The sequence below is a fragment of the Bacteroides sp. A1C1 genome (assembly GCF_004328515.1).
Classification (GTDB): Bacteria; Bacteroidota; Bacteroidia; order Bacteroidales; family Bacteroidaceae; genus Bacteroides; species Bacteroides uniformis.
Genome location: NZ_CP036491.1, coordinates 2587058 through 2607631 on the forward strand (window position 1 = coordinate 2587058; position 20574 = coordinate 2607631).

Annotated in this window: 15 protein-coding genes; 10 read left to right on the plus strand and 5 right to left on the minus strand. The window is 43.6% G+C overall.

Annotation, left to right across the window (positions count from 1 at the left end; all coding sequences use genetic code 11):
- The first annotated feature begins 8 nt into the window (after positions 1-8).
- From EYA81_RS10325 to EYA81_RS10350, 6 genes are all read left to right on the plus strand, one after another.
- Positions 9-2471 (plus strand): glycoside hydrolase N-terminal domain-containing protein, encoded by a 2463-nt coding sequence (locus EYA81_RS10325; RefSeq protein ID WP_131225705.1) that lies wholly within the window; start codon positions 9-11, stop codon positions 2469-2471.
- 96 nt (positions 2472-2567) lie between these two features.
- Positions 2568-4064, plus strand: coding sequence for a 3-succinylated cholic acid synthase (bas-suc, locus tag EYA81_RS10330; protein WP_117964248.1), 1497 nt, complete (start codon positions 2568-2570; stop codon positions 4062-4064).
- A 4-nt stretch (positions 4065-4068) separates the two neighbouring features.
- On the plus strand, positions 4069-4701 hold the full coding sequence (locus EYA81_RS10335) for a hypothetical protein (RefSeq protein ID WP_117964247.1): 633 nt from the start codon (positions 4069-4071) through the stop codon (positions 4699-4701).
- 104 nt (positions 4702-4805) lie between these two features.
- Positions 4806-5360, plus strand: coding sequence for a cob(I)yrinic acid a,c-diamide adenosyltransferase (locus EYA81_RS10340; RefSeq protein WP_117964246.1), 555 nt, complete (start codon positions 4806-4808; stop codon positions 5358-5360).
- A 70-nt stretch (positions 5361-5430) separates the two neighbouring features.
- A complete protein-coding gene (locus EYA81_RS10345) occupies positions 5431-5652 on the plus strand; it encodes a DUF2795 domain-containing protein (protein WP_002558131.1) in 222 nt (73 codons plus the stop codon).
- Between the two features lie 128 nt (positions 5653-5780).
- Positions 5781-8210, plus strand: a complete 2430-nt coding sequence (locus EYA81_RS10350; protein WP_131225706.1) for a DEAD/DEAH box helicase — start codon at positions 5781-5783, stop codon at positions 8208-8210.
- Between the two features lies 1 nt (position 8211).
- On the opposite strand, the gene EYA81_RS10355 is transcribed toward EYA81_RS10350, so the two are convergent.
- Positions 8212-8709, minus strand: a complete 498-nt coding sequence (locus EYA81_RS10355) for a GNAT family N-acetyltransferase (protein ID WP_117964244.1) — start codon at positions 8707-8709, stop codon at positions 8212-8214.
- 159 nt (positions 8710-8868) lie between these two features.
- On the opposite strand from EYA81_RS10355, the gene EYA81_RS10360 reads away from it, so the two are divergent.
- On the plus strand, positions 8869-9429 hold the full coding sequence (locus EYA81_RS10360) for a porin family protein (protein WP_117964243.1): 561 nt from the start codon (positions 8869-8871) through the stop codon (positions 9427-9429).
- Between the two features lie 183 nt (positions 9430-9612).
- Here the strand turns inward: EYA81_RS10360 and EYA81_RS10365 are convergent, their stop codons facing one another.
- The 3 genes from EYA81_RS10365 to EYA81_RS10375 all read right to left on the minus strand — a co-directional run bounded on the left by EYA81_RS10365 (position 9613) and on the right by EYA81_RS10375 (position 14604).
- Positions 9613-10095 (minus strand): hypothetical protein, encoded by a 483-nt coding sequence (locus EYA81_RS10365; protein WP_117964242.1) that lies wholly within the window; start codon positions 10093-10095, stop codon positions 9613-9615.
- A 232-nt stretch (positions 10096-10327) separates the two neighbouring features.
- Positions 10328-13216, minus strand: coding sequence for a hypothetical protein (locus tag EYA81_RS10370; RefSeq protein ID WP_131225707.1), 2889 nt, complete (start codon positions 13214-13216; stop codon positions 10328-10330).
- 440 nt (positions 13217-13656) lie between these two features.
- Positions 13657-14604 carry a site-specific integrase gene (locus tag EYA81_RS10375; RefSeq protein ID WP_117964240.1) on the minus strand — a complete coding sequence of 316 codons (948 nt, stop codon included), beginning with the start codon at positions 14602-14604 and terminating at the stop codon, positions 13657-13659.
- A gap of 333 nt (positions 14605-14937) precedes the next feature.
- Between EYA81_RS10375 and EYA81_RS10380 the strand changes: the two genes are divergently transcribed.
- Both EYA81_RS10380 and EYA81_RS10385 read left to right on the plus strand, forming a co-directional pair.
- Positions 14938-18105: a hypothetical protein gene (locus tag EYA81_RS10380; protein WP_131225708.1), complete on the plus strand. Its 3168-nt coding sequence runs from the start codon at positions 14938-14940 to the stop codon at positions 18103-18105.
- Positions 18106-18186: 81 nt separating this feature from the next.
- Positions 18187-18528 (plus strand): hypothetical protein, encoded by a 342-nt coding sequence (locus EYA81_RS10385; protein WP_008661937.1) that lies wholly within the window; start codon positions 18187-18189, stop codon positions 18526-18528.
- A gap of 302 nt (positions 18529-18830) precedes the next feature.
- Here EYA81_RS10385 and EYA81_RS19220 read toward each other — a convergent pair whose 3' ends face one another.
- Positions 18831-18992 (minus strand): hypothetical protein, encoded by a 162-nt coding sequence (locus tag EYA81_RS19220; RefSeq protein ID WP_005825763.1) that lies wholly within the window; start codon positions 18990-18992, stop codon positions 18831-18833.
- Positions 18993-19321: 329 nt separating this feature from the next.
- On the opposite strand from EYA81_RS19220, the gene EYA81_RS10390 reads away from it, so the two are divergent.
- Entirely contained in the window at positions 19322-20275 is a 954-nt protein-coding gene (locus EYA81_RS10390; RefSeq protein WP_117601701.1) for a site-specific integrase, read from the plus strand.
- Positions 20276-20574 lie beyond the last annotated feature (299 nt).

Consider the following 20574-nt stretch of genomic DNA (forward strand, 5'->3'; position numbering starts at 1 on the left):
AAAACAATATGAAGACACTTGCCACTCTATTTCTGCTTGCAGCCTCGTTGCTGCTTCGTGCAGCCGATGCGCCTGCCGACAGTTGTAATCATCAGCTATACTATACATCGCCCGTCGCTATCTGGGAGGAGACTCTTCCTTTGGGTAACGGACGCTTGGGCATGATGCCCGACGGAGGCATTCTCCGTGAGCACATTGTGCTGAATGAAATTTCATTATGGAGCGGAATGGAGGCGGATTATAGCAATCCGGATGCCTCGAAGAGTCTGCCTGCCATTCGGCAACTGTTGTTTGAGGGAAAGAACCGAGAGGCACAGGAACTGATGTACAGCAGTTTTGTTCCGAAGAAGCAGGAGACTGACGGGAGATATGGAACCTATCAGGTATTGGGTGATTTGGATATAGATTTTACCTACAATTCTTCATTATCCATTCTCAATTCTCCATTAAACAACTATCGCCGTTGGCTCAACTTACGCGATGCGGTGGCATACACGGCTTTCAGGCTGGAAGATGTCGATTACCGCCGTGAGTATTTTGTTTCCCGTGACCGTGATGTCATGCTGATTCATCTGGTTGCCGGACATGAAGGGACTCTGAACTTCTCTGCCCGTTTGAGCCGTGCAGAACATAGCCTGGTGACTGTCCAAGGGAACACCCTTTTGATGGACGGCATGTTGGAAAGCGGTAAACCCGGTTTGGACGGTATGAAATACCGTGTGGCGATGCAACTCGTGCAGAACGGTGGTGAATCATCTGTCAGCCCGGGAAATGGTATCTGCTTGAAGAACGGGCAGGAAGCCTGGTTGATACTTTCTGCCACTACCTCCTATGCCGCTGCCGGTACAGACTTCCCGGGCGAACGCTATGCGGAAGTCTGCGACAGCTTGCTCCGTCCTTTCACCACCCCCGCTAATTCTCCATGTTCCATTTTCCATTCTTCATTATCCAACCATGTCACTGCCCACCGTTTCCTCTACGACCGTGTTTCCTTGACGCTTCCTGCCACGCCGGATGATACGCTCCCGACGAACGAGCGCATCCTCCGCTTCACACAGCAGGAGTCGCCGGCATTGGCTGCTTTGTACTATAACTACGGACGCTATCTGCTCATCAGCAGTACACGCCCCGGCAGTCTGCCGCCCAATCTGCAAGGACTCTGGGCAAATGGAGTATCGACTCCTTGGAACGGGGACTATCATACGAACATCAATATCCAGATGAACCACTGGCCTTTGGAACAAGCCGGTCTTTCCGAACTCTATCAACCGTTGACAACGTTGATGGAGCGCCTTGTCCCTTCGGGAGAAGCAAGTGCGCATACTTTCTATGGCGATGAGGCAGATGGCTGGGTACTCCACATGATGACCAACGTATGGAATTATACCGCTCCCGGTGAACACCCCTCCTGGGGAGCTACCAATACCGGTGGCGCTTGGTTGTGTGCCCATTTGTGGGAACACTATCTGTATACGCAGGACAAGAATTATCTGCGTCGTATCTATCCCGTCTTGAAAGGTGCCGCCCGGTTCTTTAGTTCCACCACCGTGCAGGAGCCTTCGCATGGCTGGCTGGTAACTGCTCCCACTTCTTCTCCGGAAAACAGCTTCTATGTGCCGGGTGACAGCGTGACTCCCGTCAGCATTTGTATGGGTCCCACTATGGATGTGCAACTGCTTACCGAGCTTTATACCAATGTCATTACCGCCGCCCGCCTGCTGGATTGTGATGCGGACTATGTGGCGAAGCTTGAGGCAGACCTGAAGAAGTTTCCGCCCATGCAAATCAGTAAGGAAGGATACTTGCAGGAATGGCTGGAAGACTATAAGGAAGTGGATGTGCAACACCGCCACGTTTCCCATCTCTACGGCTTGCATCCGGGAAACCTGATTTCGCCGGAGTCCACCCCTGAGCTTGCCGAAGCCTGCCGGATGACCTTGAACCGTCGTGGAGATGAGGGTACCGGTTGGAGCCGTGCTTGGAAGATAAACTTCTGGGCTCGTTTGGGCGACGGAAACCGTGCTTGGAAACTCTTCAAGAGTTTGCTGCATCCTGCTGTCGATACTGCGACGGGAGGTCATGGTAGCGGCACTTTCCCTAATTTGTTCTGTTCGCATCCTCCTTTTCAGATTGATGGCAACTACGGTGGCGCGGCGGGAGTCGGCGAAATGCTGCTGCAAAGTCATGAAGGCTTTATCCATCTGCTTCCTGCCCTGCCGGATAGCTGGACTACCGGCAACTTCCGTGGAATGCGCGTACGTGGCGGTGCTTCCATAGACCTGGACTGGAAGGATGGACGGGCAACGAGGGCTGTTGTTACCGCTCTTGTTCCGGGTAAATTCATCCTAAAGATGCCCACAGGCGCCGTCCGTGCCCAAGTGAAGATAGGAGGACGTACGCATACTTACAAAGAACCGGTATTTCCGTTGGATTTGAACAAGGGAGAGGCGGTGACCATACATTTCTTATAGGAACGTTCCCCTCCGACAAAATTATCAAGTTATTTGTCTTTCGCGTCCGAATACTGTACATTTGCAGTGCATGTAGAACAAATATCTTAGATAATTATGAAAAATAGAGTACGTTTTTTCTTCTTGTTTCTCGGCTTGCTGGGAACGTTGGCAGTTCATGCACAAATCAATGAGTTGCCACGTTCCACACCCGAGGCAGAAGGAGTCCCTTCCAAGGCTGTCACTGCCTTGTTTGATTCACTGATGGCATTGCCGAAAACAGACATCCACAGCGTGGTGGTGGTGCGTCACGGCAAGGTCATCGGAGAAATCTATCCGGCTCCGTTCGCACCGGAATATCGCCATACCATGTATTCCTGCTCCAAGACCTTTGTCGGGGCTGCCGTAGGGCTGGCCATTGCAGACAACCGCTTGCGCTTGACAGACCGTGTCGGTGCTTTCTTCCCGGAGCTTCTTCCGGATTCGGTTTCCGCTAATCTGGCAGACATGACTGTCCGCGACCTGCTTACCATGACATCGGGTGTCACTCCCGACTGGAATATGCGCAATCTCACTCCCGACTGGATACGTACCTTCCTTGCCAAACCGGTGAAAACTCCGGGCAAGAAGTTTGAATATGATTCGATTAGTACCTATATGCTTTCTGCCATTGTGCAGAAGGTGACGGGCATGACCTTGCTGGATTATCTGAAGCAGAAGCTTTTCATCCCAATGCATATCACGGACGTTGCGTGGGAACTAAGCCCCGAAGGCATCAATACCGGTGGCTGGGGGCTGCATATCCAGAGCGAGTCATTGGCAAAATTCGGATTGCTGCTGCTGAACCGGGGTGTTTGGGAAGGCAGGCAGTTGCTTCCGGCTTCCTGGGTGGAGCAGATGATGACCAGACAGATAGGAGATTATGGCTATCAGATGTGGCTTTGCGAATATCCGGGTGCTGTACGTGCTGACGGGGCTTTGGGACAATACATTCTGATTGTTCCGGATAAGGATATGGTAGTGGTCATTACCGAATGTACATTGATAGACGGTCGTCGGCAGCGTCGTTTGGTCTGGAACCGCTTGTTGCCGGAGACAGGTGACCAGGCATTAGTGCCCGGTAAGGACTACAAGCGCCTGCAGAAGAAACAGCGTTCTTATCAACTGCCGTTAGTGCAAGGAAAGGCTGCTTCCTCCCTTTCACAGAAATACGCAGGCAAGCGCATCCTGCTCGGAGAGAACAAATACGGATGGCAATCCATCGAGCTGCAATTTAAGCAGCAAGAAGTGGTGATGACTGTGGTGGAGAAAGACGGAAAGACATACAGTCTTCCGTTTGGCTATAAGCAATGGTCGAAAGCGGCAATTGATGGCTATCCTCCGTATTCGGTTGCTGCAAAGGGGCGTTTTAAGGGTATAGAAGGCCCTTTCCAGGTAGCAGGCAGTTATGCGTGGGCGTCACCTGATGCTTTGCAACTGAAAGTACATTATGTCAGCTGGATAAGCGCCCTTGGGCTTACGCTCCGCTTTGAGGATAACAAGGTACTCCTGACTGTTACGGAGAATTATTCTTCGGGTGAAGGGGTGACTTTCGAAGGTACATTAGCACATTAAAATAATGAATCATATTTTGCTTACTCTAAAACGGCCTTTTATCTGGCTGTACCGTTTTCGGCACCGTTGCGGCTACGGTGTACATTCTCCTTTTGCCTTTAACCTAATTACGCATGTAATTTACGAAAGTACGGCTTATTATAAATATGAAGAGCTGGCCAAGGCACAGAAGCAACTGGAGCTGGAGAAAGATAGACGTTGGAAGTACGAATCGAAGAAAGTAAAACGTCTTCTGTTCCGTCTGGTAAACTATACCCAGCCGGAGACCATTGTAGATGCCGGTACGCTTGCCGCTTCTGCCCTCTATCTGAAAGCGGGGAAGGAGGGGGCGGATTATACCTCGGCTTCCGACCTTTCCGAGCTCTTTCTGGAGAGTGGCGTTCCCGTTGATTTTCTTTATTTGCACGATTATCGTCGTCCCGGTTTTGTAGAGGAGGTCTTCCGCATCTGTTCCGCCCGTACCAGGGGAAAGTCTGTTTTTGTGATTGAGGGTATCCGTTACACTCCGCAGATGTCTGCCCTCTGGAAACGTATGAAGCAGGACGGGCGGGCGGGTATTACGTTCGACCTTTATGACCTTGGTATCCTATTCTTCGATAAAACAAAGATAAAACAAGACTATATTGTCAACTTTTGATTATCTTTAGGCGTTTCAATAGTGATTAGCGGTTAGTGATTAGTGCTTAGCTCCACTTACTGGCTGCTAAACATTAATCCCTAACCCCTAAACATTAATTCCTTATGAAGATATACACTAAAACCGGAGATAAAGGAACCACCTCTCTTGTAGGTGGAACCCGTGTACCCAAAACCCATATCCGCCTTGAGGCGTATGGTACGGTGGATGAACTGAATTCCAATCTGGGTCTTCTCATCACGTACCTGCCTGACGGGAAGGATAAGGATTTTCTGCAGCAAGTACAAGACAGACTTTTTGCCGTAGGCTCTCATCTGGCCACAGACCGGGAGAAAATGGAGCTGAAAGAAGCCAGTATCATCGGCCCGGAGCAAGTGGAAATGGTGGAGCGGGAGATAGACCGTTTGGATACTCTTTTGCCCCCTCTTTCGGCTTTTATTCTTCCCGGTGGAAGTCGCGGTGCGGCAGTTTGTCACGTTTGTCGTACGGTTTGCCGCCGTGCAGAGCGTCGGATTCTTGCTTTGGCCGAGCAGGTGGAAATCGCTTCGGAATTACTGGCTTACGTGAACCGCTTGTCTGATTATTTGTTCGTCCTTTCCCGTAAAATGAATCAAGACGACAAAAAAGGTGAAATATTTTGGAATAATAGTTGCAAGTGAAATAAATTGTTATACTTTTGCCGAAAAATAGAAATAGGACTTAATATTCACAATTTTAATACTAGAGACTATGTATTGGACATTGGAATTAGCATCTAAACTGGAAGATGCTCCTTGGCCGGCAACTAAGGATGAATTGATAGATTATGCCATGCGTTCGGGTGCTCCGCTTGAAGTGATTGAGAATCTGCAGGAAATGGAAGATGAAGGCGAGATTTATGAAAGCATAGAAGATATTTGGCCCGATTATCCCAGCAAAGAGGACTTTTTCTTCAACGAGGAGGAATATTGATACGCTTTAAAAGAAAAAACTTACCGGTATGTCTGGTAATATTTTGAAACATAGGGAGAAGTAATTCCAAGACCGATAACTATGGTTGAAGAATTACTTCTTTTCTTTTAATCCCCCCTACAATAATAATGGATGTACAAGAAGCAACAACATGTCGGTTGCCGGATTTGAAGGAAAGGCATCTGCCTGAAAACTGCCGCGAAGCCGTGAACACGATTTTAAAGGAGACTTACGGCTACGAACAGTTTCGTAATCTTGAGATTTACGATGATTTGTTCAAGGGAAAGGAAAAGCTTTGCATTTCGCAGGGACAGCTGATAGAGAACGTTATACTGGAGGCTGAAGAGGCTTGGAAAGGTGAAACGAAGATAGACAATATATTGTTGACTGCCCCTACCGGTTCCGGAAAATCCATGTTGTTCCAGCTTCCTGCTATCTATCTGGGGAAAGAATATAATCTGCTTACCATCGTGGTCTCCCCTTTGAAGGCGTTGATTGTAGACCAGGTGGAAAGTCTGCAAGAACTGGGGTATATGCGTGTGGCATATGCCTCGTCCGATTTATCGCCGGAACAGAAGATGGAGGTTTATCGGCAGGTGCGTGAGGGGGAGATTGATTTGTTCTATCTCTCGCCGGAATTGCTTCTCTCTTACGACATCAAGCATTTTGTAGGCGAACGCCGCATCGGTCTGGTAGTGGTCGATGAGGCACATACGGTAACGACATGGGGCAAGGAGTTCCGTGTGGACTATTGGTTCTTGGGACGTTACTTGAATACGCTGAAACAGACTCTCGGTTATAGTTTCCCGTTGTTTGCATTGACTGCTACGGCTGTCTGGAACCCGAAAGGGGGTAATGACATGATATTCGAGACTATCCGTTCTTTGCAGATGGAGCCTTGTGTGCTTTATGTAGGTACGGTGAAGCGCCGGAATATTGGCTTTGACATCCGTCAGATGGAGATGGAGGACGGGGAGACATACGACAAGGCAAAGCAGCGCGTAGTTGCTGCGCGGGTCGAAAACTTCCTGGACGGTCACAAGACACTGCTCTATTATCCTTTTGCGGGTGGCATCGACATGCGCTTGAAGACGTGGGTGAAGCCGGCAGACTGGCGTCTGGTCGCCTCCTATTATGGCAAGAAGGACAAGGAACAGAAAGCTGCCATTGTGCAGGAGTTCAAGGAAGGAACCAAGAAACTGATTGTGGCTACGAAAGCCTTTGGTATGGGAGTAGATATCAGTGATATAGACCGTGTATATCATGTGGCGCCATCCAGTACGTTTGTCGACTATATTCAGGAGATAGGGCGTGCCGCGCGTGATACGGAGATACAGGGTATTGCCGCTACCGACTACCATGAGCGTGACTTCTATTATATGAAGCGTCTGCATCAGACGGGGAACATTGCCCAGGAACAGCTGGTGCTTATTCTGAGAAAGCTCATGGAAGTGTACCGCATGAAAGGGGAAAAACCGGAAATCATGGTGTCTTTGTCTGATTTCGAGTTTGTGGTGAAACTGCCGCGTACAAAGAACAAGTTGGAGTATGAAGCAGAGTTGGGACAGCTCATCAAGACCGCCTTGCTTTGGCTGGAAGACGATTTGATGCAGCGTTATGGAAGGCATCTGCTTGAAATCAGCCCCAAGAATCTGTTGACTGAAGGATATGTCCAGGACAAGACGGGTGATGTCTTTGCCCGTGAATTCCAAAGCTATCTGACAAAGGTAGAAGGGGAGGACGGGGTTTACGTCGCACGTCTGGAAGCGCTTTGGGAAGAGCGTTTCCCGGAGCTTGGCTACAAGGAGTTCAAACAGAAACTGAATAATGGAACGTTGTGGGAGGGAGCCCGTGCCGTGTCTGTAGGCAAGCATGAGGTGCTGTTGAAGGAAGATGCCTCCGTCATCCGTGAACGGATGGATGCCTTGTTCAAGAGCTTGACAACGATGCTGAAAACGGCATTGATAAAGTCGAAAGGACGTTTTGATGAAGAAGAACTGCGGGCTGTCTTTGCCGAGCATGGCATGGACGTGCGCTCTGCCAAACGCTTTATCGGTTCCCTGCTGGAGAGTCGCACGGAGGAAGGCCGCAGTGTAAGCTATATCAGCAGCGTGAAAAAGAAGGATTCCAATGAACTCTCTTTTACGGTGACCAAAGGCTTTGATTTGCTTTTGTCGCGCTATCAAAAACTGTTCAGCCAACGCATAGTGGGCAGTAAGGGAGACCGCCTGGTGTTTTATTGCACTCCTTTCTCGGACTTGAATATGCTGCTTAATCTGCTTTCTATGCTCGACTGCCTTTCGTTCAGTGTGGAGGGTGGCGGTACGCCTTGCGTATTTGTCCGTTTCAATGACCCCGAAACTCTGCAGGAACTTGCGCTTGGCGATGATTACCGCAATCTGATTCTGGACACCAACGAGCAGGTATTCCAGGAACAGATAGCTTTATTCTCCTTCTTCTTTGGAACGGATAAACTGACGGATGAACAGCGTTGGGACTTTATCGAGGATTATTTTACGGGAATGGGAGTGGACGACTTGAAGGTGAAGTTTGCGTAAGCTATCGTTCTGTTTTCTGGAATGCCAGCCGTTCGTCCCCATTGGCCAGAAAAATGATGCCGCAATACTGGAAACCATGTTTCTTCAGTATGTATTGCAGGATGCGGTTGTCCCGGTGGGTATCTGCACGTAGGTTGGGGATTTGTTCGTAGCACCATTGCAGGCAGGCATTGGCCACTCCTTTGCTGTGCTCTGTGCTTGCCAGCCGGTGGATGACTCCGTAAGGCTGTGTGTTTTCCAGCCATTCTCCTTCGTGGATATGTGCATATGTAGGGTCGTTTCCACGGATAAAGGCGAAAGTCCCGATGATTTCTCCGGTATCGTCGGTGCATACGTAACTGTTGCCTTGTTCGATGTCTGCCATGACGAGTTCGCGGGAGGGATAGTTGCCCGTCCATTGGTGCATGTTGCCATCTTTCCGCATGATGCGCTTGGCCTGCTCAAAGATGTCCATAAGGACTTCCAGTTCTGTGGGTAGTGTCTTTCTGATTTCTATCATAGTTTTTATTTTGTCAGCGTGACATTTTCCTTGATTTATGTTGCAAAGGTAATGTGTTTTGTGATTCATTGTTCTCGTAAATGAACAAATGCTGACATATGTTGTTTCTTTAGGAAGAATTTGCATATATTTGTCCCGTAATATTAAACACAATTGATTATGAAAAAGATTTTTAGTGCTTTCATGATAGCTGTATGCTGTATGCTTATGGCTATGCCTGTTCAGGCCCAACTATTGAAGTGGGGTGTTAAGGGTGGTGTGAATATGACGAAAATAGATTGGGATGGCGGATATAAGGGAAACAAGGATAATTCTACCGGTTTCTTTATTGGTCCGATGGCTGAGTTTACCATTCCCATTGTAGGTTTGGGTATCGATGGGGCTTTGCTGTTCTCTCAGCGCGGCAAGGACGAGGTGAAGCAGACAGGACTGGAAGTACCCGTAAATCTGAAATATACCATTGGCTTGGGTAGTTTGTTGGGTATTTATGTGGCAGCCGGTCCCGATTTCTTCTTCGATTTTAAGAAGAAAGACTACGTAGACCGTAAGAAGGCTCAAGTGGCACTTAATTTGGGTGCCGGTGTGAAGCTGCTGAAGCATCTCCAGGTTGGAGTGACCTATCAGCTCCCGATGGGCGACTCATTTACGTGGAAGAATGCGGGTGATGCCATCGGTGCCAAGAATAAGACTTGGCAGGTGTCTGCGGCGTATCTTTTCTAAATGTAGTAAAACGATTTGTGGAATATAATATAAGAAAGGCTCTCCTACAAAAGGAGGGCCTTTCTTGCGTTTTTGATTACTTTTCTATAATTACATCTACTGGGGCAGGTGCATCATCGTGGAGTGGGGTAGCGGCTTCGCGACTAGGCTGTCTGCCGTCTTTGATGGGAATTGAAAAGTTTATCAGATGGCTTTATCACCCATTCCTGAATCTTTCATGCATAATTTCCAATTCCCTAGATAGCGTACTGGTTTAAAGTACCAATTGGTCTTTCTAGTTTCGGTAAAGTAAACGGTGCATCTTACTTCATTATCTTCAGCTTCTTTAAATTGTATATTATCAATTTTATATCTATAGATAGGAAAGAGTTCAAATAATGTTTTAATATGTTGCATGTCTTCATTATCTAAAGGTTCTGGTGCTTGATTAGGAATTTTAGCATCCATTTTGTATAGCATGGCTACAGCTTCGGCATACTCTTTATTTTGGGCTAAAGTCATGAATCGGTTTACAAGCTCAGTCACAGTTGTTGTATCTCGCTGTGAGAGTACCATGATAGAGGATGTTTTGGGGGCAATACTTCCTACTCTTTTCTTTTCTTGTTTACAAGCTGTCATCAAAACAAGTACATACAACAGTATACTTAAAGACTTTATCGTTTTCATTCTTTTATCTACTTTTGTTAGGTGATTTTGGAGGCATATTATTATGATTGGTATCAATAGGCTGGAGCTATATTAAAATATATAGCGAAAAAATGAAAGAGAAATAGCTTCTTCACTTCACTCCAAGTGAACTGACCACATAATTTCAATATGTAGACGTCTTTATAGATTAAAAAGAGTGCCCTCTTTTGAAGGCACTCTTTCTATTGGAGATTTCTATTTAATCTAATGATTAGACAGTTCCGTGAACATCAATAACAATATTAACTTCAATAACACCCCATTTATAAGTTACTTTTACAGGAACTTGAATTTGGTAGCTACCAACTTCATTACCATTGTTCTTATAGTTCAGGATACCCATATGTGTACCATCAATAGGCTCTGTAGACGGAGTATATGTTATTTTAATCTTATTACTCTTAGAGCTCAATAACGTTTCACCCAATGTTCCACCATTCAAATTAGTTGTGATATTAGCTTCATCTACTTCAATCTTCTCAACTCCATAGTAAATATAGTAGTTATATCCTTCCGGACTGAACTCATTTTGTTCCTTGTTATTACGCCAGTCCGTAAATGCTAATACCTTGCTGAAGTCAAGCTTGTCACCGTCATTAATAGCATCTTTCAAGCCTTCATTATCCTTAGAAGTTACATTAATAGGGCGTATAAATTTCACATCAAATTCATAATTGCTCAATTTCAAGTCCTTTTTGCATTCGTTTGTTGCAACAACTTTAACACGACCGCAAAGAGTTTCACCATCTTTCATTTCAGTGCGACCAGCATAGTTCAAGATATCTTTTGCGTAATCAGTTTCTTGATATGTCACAGCAGTATTGCTAATTACTGCTATCTTTTGAGAAGCTCCGGTTGGTTGATTGTTCTCCAACTTAGTTGCAGATAAAGTTAATCCATCCGTAGAAACAGATAATCTGTACTTGTTATGTTTAGAAACGCCATAAACATCCTTTATGCGCGGAGTAACGAACTGGAATGTTTTAGTTAATTTATTATCTTGGAAATCTGCATAAACTGCATCTACTCCACTGATAGTAACCTTATTGCCTTCAAATACATTCAAAAGGTCATTTACATAAGTACACTTATCTGCGCCTTCACCCTTATTGGGTACTTTTACGTTCTGATGGATTTCATCATAACCGCTCTTAGCTTCTGTACTACCACTTGCAAACCAAGCATAGTCAAGTTTTGTAGTATTGGCAATAGTACCAGCTGGAGTAACATTGCGTGGACTCGGTGTCCAGTTGAATGTTACATACACATAGTGTGCAGTTTTATTGCTATTCTCCTTAACAAAACGAACGACAGCATTTATACTTGCTTTTTCTGTGAAAAGTTCATAAGCGTCATTAGCTCCTATTGTCCACTGCAATACTTCTGTCATATGGCCTTCCGTATCAGCAGTTGTTTTAGAAACTACCCCAATCTTCTTCGCAACTTCTACTGCATCTGCACTTGCCCCAGTGAATTGCTTTGCATCGCTATCCGTAGCGTCAAGTTTGTAAGTATTTTCAAACTCTTCCTTAGAAATATCAAGTTTAGCTAAAATTTGTTCTTCCACTTGATCCCAAGTTAATTTCTTAATCAAATTATCTTCAGAGCAATTAACGGTATATCCTTCAGTAAAGTTGAACGGATCAATAACAGTAATTTCATTCTCTTCCGGAGTTGTTGTAATTTCAGCTTTAATATAACCAACGGCTACATTTTGGTTCTGTACAGTATCTTTCAAGATGACACGAATCAACGGCATACGACCTATGGTTGCTTTGCTTTGTTCAGCACCAAATGCCTGTTGCTTACCACCTTTGGTTATTTGAGGTCTCAATATAGCACCCTTCCAATTTGCATGGGCACTTTCTGAAGTCTCATTTTGTCCGGCAAAATAACCTACCAATTCATAAATATACTTGAAACCATCTTTCTCAACAAGACCTTCATTTGCATTTTTATCCCAAGCGATATCTTTATTGGTAGTTGTTGTATAGTGTGTTTGAATATATTCAGCAACATCTACACCTTCGCTGTTCCATGCAACTTGAATTTGAGGTTCATTCTGAATAGCTTCAGCAGCAGTCGTATACAAGTGACCTTCTCCGTCAGCATGATTAGGTTGTACTTTTGCGTTTGCCAATACTAAATCTTTGATTTCTTGCGCTTTTACAGCAGCGTAATCAGAAGTAATTATAGTATCTACTTTGGCATCTTTATAATGAGCTTGCAAAGCCAATACTGTTACGAGTCCATCTTTGTCAATGTCTTTAATGCTACCGTCAGTCAATTTTGCTTTTACTCTCAAAACACCTGGTTGGTTTGGAGCTAAGCTTTTACCAATAACTTCAGCTTTCACTACTGCACCTGCAGCTTTAGTGTATTTCTTATCATCGGAGATAAATGTCAGTTCTGCGATATTATTTATATCTACAGTAGACGGATTCATGTGATAATCTGCAGTCAATCCTGGAGTCAAATAAGACAGCGTAGCTGCAATTGTTGCCGCATCTTTAGAAAAATCCGCATCAGCATTAACAACTTTCAATGTCAAAGCATTATATGCAAATGTAGACGCAGACATAGCTTCAATACCTTGATAGTAGAAATCAGGCTTAAACACTAAACTAGTCAATTGACGGCCGATCAGATTTAATGCCTCATTTTGTAATTTAGCCACCTTTTCTGCAAGAGCCTTCAATTCTTCTTGACTTGCTTTACCTGCAATAGCATTGGTCAGTTCAGATTTAAGGTTGGCAATTTGTTCCTCAACATCTTTTAAAGCTGCTAACTTAGCTATTTTAGCTTCTAAATCAGTTTTTAGAGCTTCCAAGTCAGCATCTGTAACAGTACCAGCTCCTGTAGCTTTATCTAAAGCTTCTTGAGCTTTTTTCGCTGCATCTTCTGCACTTGACTTAGCAGCAGCAATTTCACTTTCCAATGCGCTTACTTTGCTATTCAAGTCTTCAGCTGTAGCTTTTTTGTCCAATTGCTCCTGCAAATTATCGATGTCATCATCATAGTCCTTGCAAGACGTGAACGTACTTGTAGTAGCCGTCATCAAGGCCCCAAACAAGATTACACTTAAAAACTTTTTGTTCATAATGAAAACTTTAAATTTATAAATTTAAAAAATGAAAAATAATAAAATCTACGATTACAGTATTTTTCCTCACATTTTTATATATGATTTTTTCCGTTACTTCGCAGGTAACGGGAATCTATATTTAATCAATTGTATAAAAACATGTTTAATACAGTTTCGATACATCTATAATTGTTTATAATATTTTAAATGAATAAAGATAAGGAGGGGCTTATAGGTGGAATTCTTATAATAGGACTAAGAAATAAGATTGAGGTGAAAGAGACTCAAAAGGTTTGCAAGACAGGGGAAAATATAAAGTCTTATTTTGTAGTACTTTGACATAAGAAAAGGTGGCTGAGAAACAAACAAGGCGATCCTTCCCTTCAAGAGAAGTCTCTTGCGGGAGGAATAATAAGTACATATTTAGACTATTCTATCAATAAAAAGCAAAAAAACTATGCCGAAATTCCATTGCTTTTCACAAAAGAAATTACCTTCTCATTTGCCTCATCAATCTTCTTGTCGTTGAAGGGTTTGAGATAGGTTTCAGTAACATTTATCGATGAGTGTCCCATCGCTTCGGAAATAATTCCAGGGTGAATCTCGCAATAATATGCCATTGTAGCCCATGTGTGTCTTGCCGAATACGAGCTAAGATGTGAACTCATGTTTAAATGTGTTTTTAAAGTTGATAACTGATAGTTAAAACGTCTCAGAGCTGATTGATACTCTTTATAAGCCGCTTCGGTACCCTCCTTGCTATGTAATATTGGAAATAAATAAGGTGAGTTTTCGTCCTTATTGGACACCATGCGTACCAACTGCAAGGCTTCAGGGGACAGAAGTACCCGCAAGGTGTGACCAGTTTTTCTTCTACGATAGGATAATACGTTACCTTGCAAGTCTTTCTTACGCAAAAAAGCCAAATCGACAAACGGAAGACCACGCATCATAAACATAAACACGAATAGCATTTTTGCTTTTTGAAGTCTCGAGGAGGGAATCCTTTTGGACAAATCCATCTCTGTCTCGCAAACTAAAGCTCCTATATCCGAAGCTTCCAATGCTCTTTTCTTGTCCGCTTTAGTTCCCGTATACACATGTTCAAACAACCTGGGAATATAACGGACATATCGTAAATCTACAGCTCGGTTATAAGCCGAACGGATGACTTTCATATAGGTGGAAACGGTATTCCAACTACAATCCCGTTGGCGCAGGTACATTTCAAAACGTTTTAAAACCACTGAATTCAGTTTGCGCAGATGCAAATTCTGATAGTTGTTGAATACGGAAAACACATTCAATGTGGATTGGTAAATATGGGCTGTTCCCCATCTTCCATTTTTCCGAAGCTCTCCAATAATAGTTGACAGCATTTCTTGTAAGGTAATCTCTTTCATCTTCAATTTTAATTATACAATTCTTATTTATAATATGTATAAGGGTAACTCCTCTGTAATACAGAACACACGTACAAATACGCTAATAGCTGGGGCAACAACAATTCCATTAACAAAAAAGTGCGCTTAAATGCAGATTTTTCGATTAATTATAAAAAAACAGCATTATTATTTGCTCATTTATAGAAAAACGATTATGTTTGCACGGAAAATTCCTCCGTTACCTGCGAAGTAACGGAAAATTTTAACAAAAAAATAAGAGAAAGTAATACCAAATATGCGAGATTATTCACTTTTTATTTTTTTAAATTTATAAATTTAAAGTTTTCAATTATGAACAAAAAGTTTCTAAGTGTGATCCTGTTCAGTGCCTTAATGGCTGGTACTGCAGGAACGTTCACGTCTTGTAAGGACTATGATGATGACATCAAGGACTTGCAGGGACAACTGGACAAGAAAGCTTCACTTGATGAATTGAACTCTAAAGTAAGTGCTTTGGAGACTTCTATCGCTGAAGCCAAAACTGAAGCTTCTAATGCTAAAACAGCAGCACAAGAAGCACTGGACAAAGCTAAAGAAGCATTGGACAAAGCAGGACAAGGTGGATCTTCTTCTGAAGAAATTGCAGCCTTAAAAGCCGCTCTGGAGAAAGCGCAGGCAGACTTGCAGAAGCAAATTGACAAAATGGCCTCATTGGAGACTGTGGACAAGAAAATTGCAGATTTAAAGAAAGAGCTTGAAGGAGGCTTCGTTACAGACGAAAAATTACAAGCTTTGGCTGCAAAGGTTGATGCCCTGACCGCTGAGGTGGTTAAATTGATTGGACACCGTCTGACTAGTCTAGCTCTGATCCCGACTCAGCATATCAACGGTATTGCTGCTATGACTTTTACCACTTTGCAGTATACTCCTCAGAAGTATGAGGCAATGCCTACACATACGTCTGATCCTTCGGGCCACACTAACCGTCCTGTGTTAGACCACAAAGATGCCGGTACAGCCCGTTACATCGCTACTGAGAAGAATAAGGCTTATTTCCATGTAAGCCCGAGTGTAGGTGTTCGTACTCAAGATATCCTGACTCCGTCATTTGACTGCATCAAGTCTGAAAATATAATGACAAAGAATGCTGACGGTACAACAATTACAAACAATAGCCCGATCGAAGTTACAGGTCACAATATTGACAAGGAAGGTGTACTGGAAGTTACATTCAAAAAACATTCTGATTTCTTAGGTCAACAGCTCTCTACCACTAAGGAAGGCAATAAAGAGAAATTCTATATGGCTTCTTTGAAAGCTCCTATTTCTGCAGAAAACTATACAGAAGACGAAGCTAAGGATGTTGAAGCTGGTACTATTGATGGCGTTTATGTAAACTCTGAATATGCTCGTATTGAAGAGCTTATCAAATTGCCGTATTTGGCTAACAGCAGAACTGATTTTGGAAAAACCATAACAGGTGAATTCGCAGACGAAATACAGAATGATGGAAACGGTGATTTCTATGTTCACTATCATGACTCAGTATGTCTGTATGAATCAAATGCAAATGCTTTAGTTGACTATTACCAAGCTTATGACCAACCTCTTGATTTAAAGAAATTGGTAAAAGTTTGTGTTAGTGACAAAGCCAATGATCATGCCGCACATGAGGATTTGGTAGACTACAAGGACTATGGTCTGACATTCCGTTTCCGTCTGGCAGAAGCCGCTTATATTCCTGAAAACGACAATGACAACAAGACTGACCAACAAAAATTTGCAGAAATCGATTCTCCGATGAATGGTAAAATGTCTGCTAAAGTATATGACATCTCTGGATCTGCAACAGCCGTAGGTCGTGAGCCTATTGTTTGCGTAGAATTGATCGACTCTGTAAATGGCAATGCATTGGTTGCTCAACGTTACTTGAAGGTTAAATGGACAATGGAAGGAAAAGAACTGGCAGTTCCGTTCAACCCGGTATTGTTCTCTTGTACAGTTAAGAACCTTGTCGATACAGAAATGATGAATACCATGATTTACGACAAGGCTAAAGAAGGTGGTATGACAAAGAACGAATTCCATGCTATCTATACTGAATTCATTGTAGGTGAGGGAGCTGGTACAGCTGAAGATTTGAAAGATCCGGAAGAAGGCGTTGAGTCTCACAATATTTTGTGGACATTAAACGAAGAAGATCTTGGTGTGTTCTGGCCTGGTCAGCAAGAGAAGACGTTCACGAAGACTGTTATCTACAAAGATCCTAAGGGTATCAATGCTGATATTACCGTTGTAATGACAAGAACTGTCTATATGCCTGCTTTGAATGTATGGGGCCACATGGGTACATACTGGAAAGGTGAAAAGGAATATAAGATATTCAACATCAACCCGATCGTTTATGGAACCAAAGAATCTAATCCGGCATGGAATGTTGTTGACGGTACTAACCCGACATGTAACATCTATACTGACTTGTTGAACGGTTTCTTGGATGACAGAGGTGTGAAACCTACTGAAGGTGCTGCTGGCGCTATCTATTATACAGATAAGAATGTAGCTAATACGAAGTTCTATTATCCTGCTTTTGGTCCGATGCAACCTGACCACACTATGCCTGAAAATGCTAACGGCATTTACTATGCAGAAGAAGGCGTAAGATTCGTATTCGATAAGGCAAGAATCGCCAACTATACTTATATTTGGAACGATGGTACTGAAGTGAAGGCTGAGTTGAGAAACAATGATACAGAATTGTGGATTAAGGGAGAATTAGCAGCAACAATCGTAAATCACAAGGCTAACCTTTTGAACGCAGACGAGCTGACGTACAACATCAAGTTGCAAGAAGCTGTTCCTGATCATGCTGTTACAGATTTCACTAATCAACCGACAGAAGCTGCTAAGGCATTGGTTGGTAAGATGGTTCCCATCAACTTGGTTGCTGATCTCTGCAATAATGCAAAGAATGTAGGCATTGTTAAGCAATACGAAGCAAATATTATTGAGCCGTTGCAAGTTAAGAAGGGCGAAATCGACAACTTCGTTGACGCCAAGAACGAAGGTAGCTCAATTGATGTAACTGGTGCATTCACTTACTACTCTTGGAATGACAACAAGCAGATTGTGGAAAACACAACTGGTCTGCCAAAAGCATTGTATGACTTCTATCAAGTAAGAGAAGCTGTTTGGCCGTTGAAGGCTGGTTCTGACAATATTCTGGATGTTACTAAGATCAAGACTAACTTGAAACTGACTGACGGTAACTTGGAACCAGAAGAAGGTTATACAAATGGTAAGTTGCCTGCAAACATTGAAATCAGATATGAAGAAAAAGATATCGATGGTGACGGTGACAAAGAAAAAGTCTTGACTTATTACAACTATAGCGGTACTCCGGTTAACAAAGCTTATAAGCTGTTTATCCCGGTTGAATACGGTTATAAGTGGAAAACTCTCATCAATGTTTATGAGATTACTGTAGCTCCTAACTCTGGAACTCCTGGTACACGATAAGTAAAGATCGTTAGATACTGATATATTAAAGGGTATTCCTTAATGGGATACCCTTTATTGATTAAATAAAAACAGATGAAGATGAAAAGATTTATTTATTCTTCAATGCTCTTGATGGGTATCTGTGTGTTAGTAGCCTGTACCGGAAAAAGCAGTAGCCATCCCTTTGGCGGCACTTTTTTTACGGAAGAAGGAGTACGCTTTGAACTTAAAGCGGATTCAACCACACTTATCCAGTTTAACGACTCGCTGACTTATGAAGGTACTTGGCAAGTCTGTAAAAGTGCAGATAATTTGGAATATGCTACAATTGAGTTTGCCGGATATCCTGCTTACTATTTCCTGAAAGACGGAAAGCTCTATCGTAGTGAACGGGAAATGCGCAATGACGTATTGGGCAGAAGAATCAATTACCCAAAATGATATAAGCTAGATATTCCATACTAGAAACGGCTATTTCCATTTTCCTTCTTAGGAAAACGGAAATAGCCATCTTTGTATATATCGACAAGAAAGAAAGGAGCATCCAGTTCATACTCTTCGTTGCGTATCACATATCTTGTTGCCCAAGCAGCTTTAAACTGCTAAAGGCAGTACTTGGAGAATCAATGCCGACACCTTGTAGAAAAGGAAGACTGGAACCCTCATCTCTACAGCTAAGCCTATCAATACCTTCTTGTCTGTTTCATCCATTGACGGCTGAAATGAAACTTCTATGCCATCCGTCATGGATTGGTTGAAATGGTGGGAATAAAATGAAAGTGAGTGATGAGATACTCCAGACGTTCCATAGGATATTGCTGAAGCATAATCCACAATAATCGTGCGGCAAAGTCGGCAGTGCCTGTTACCAACTGCAGGTTCAACTGGAAAACGGGACGTGACAATCCTTTCGTTACTTTTTGGACGAGGCTGGTCTTGCTGAAACGTCGTGGACTAATAAATATCAGGCGATTTTCACTTGCAAGTATCTCTCTTACTCTTCCCTATTCCGCTACTCTATCCGTAAAGTATTCACCGTCTACAATGGTACTGAATTTAAATGGATTATTCATATTGCGATTTTTTTTCAATGCGACTTTTTTCGCAAATATAGTGAATATATTTGGGGGCATTCTGAAAGACTGGCTAAAATGAAAAATACATTATAAGCTTCTGTTTTTCTTCATTTTATTGTATATACTTGTAAGATAAACTCTTTATAAATAAATTGGAAATGAGCAGAAATGAAATTACCTTACAAGAGATGTTCTCCTCAGTCATCGGGGAACTCCGGGAAGGCGGCAGATGGGGGACAGCACACATCTACCAATCAGCGATGAATGCATTCTCGGGATTCACCAAATGGCAACCAATGCCCATGCGCAAGCTGAGCCCGACCGTACTGAAGAGGTTCGAAAACTACCTCAGGCAGAGGAACTGCAGTTGGAACACCGTGTCCACCTACATCAAGACGGTACGCTCGGTGTATCATCGGGCGGTGGACAGAAAGTACATACGGTATGTACCCAGACTGTTCGAGCATGTGTATACCGGCACACGGGCAGACAAGAAGAAGGCGCTCAAGGCATCCGACATCAGCAGCCTGGTAAGGGAGACGGAAAGGAGCCTGCAAGGAGGGACGCTCCCAAACGCACAGCAGAGAACAAGGATTTTCTTCGTACTCATGTTCATGCTCAGGGGCATACCCTTTGTGGACCTGGCGTACCTGCACAAAAGGGACCTGCAAGGGAATGTACTGTCTTACAGAAGGCGGAAGACGGGACGGGCACTGACCGTGTCACTCACACCCGAAGCCATGCAGATGGTCAGGATGGTGGCGGACAGGAACCCCGACTCCCCCTATCTGTTTCCCATCCTGCAGAGCGAGGAAGGCACGGAAGCCGCATACCGGGAATACCAGTCGGCACTCAGGGCATTCAACCAGCGTTTGGCAGTACTCAGACAGTGTCTGGGAATGCAGTCGGCACTCAGCACCTATGCGGCGAGACATACCTGGGCCACAATGGCTTACCATTGCGAGATACACCCCGGAATCATATCGGAAGCCATGGGGCACTCCTCCATCACGGTGACGGAAACCTATCTGAAGCCTTTCAGCAACAGAAAGATTGACGAGGCAAATCAGAGGGTAATTTCTTTTGTAAGAAGTGGAGCGTGTATGGTGTAAAAGACGTTACTGCTTTTGATAGGATAGAATAGATTTGTCGCACATTTTCCGGAATCTTCAAACAGAGTTTTGAGGAACGGAATGGTGTTGCCTTTATGGAGCTCACATCGGTTCTATCAATATATTGTTATTCAACCTTTTGAGCTAAAAAATACACACTTCCATTTTTTGAAGACCTCATTTCATTACTTTCCCATTGTCACTTTTCTGGACTTCCAATCCTCTTTCCAATATCCCAACGAACAGATTTTTACTATTCTGGACAAGCCCCACCTGTTTTCTCCTTATTCCCTGATTAT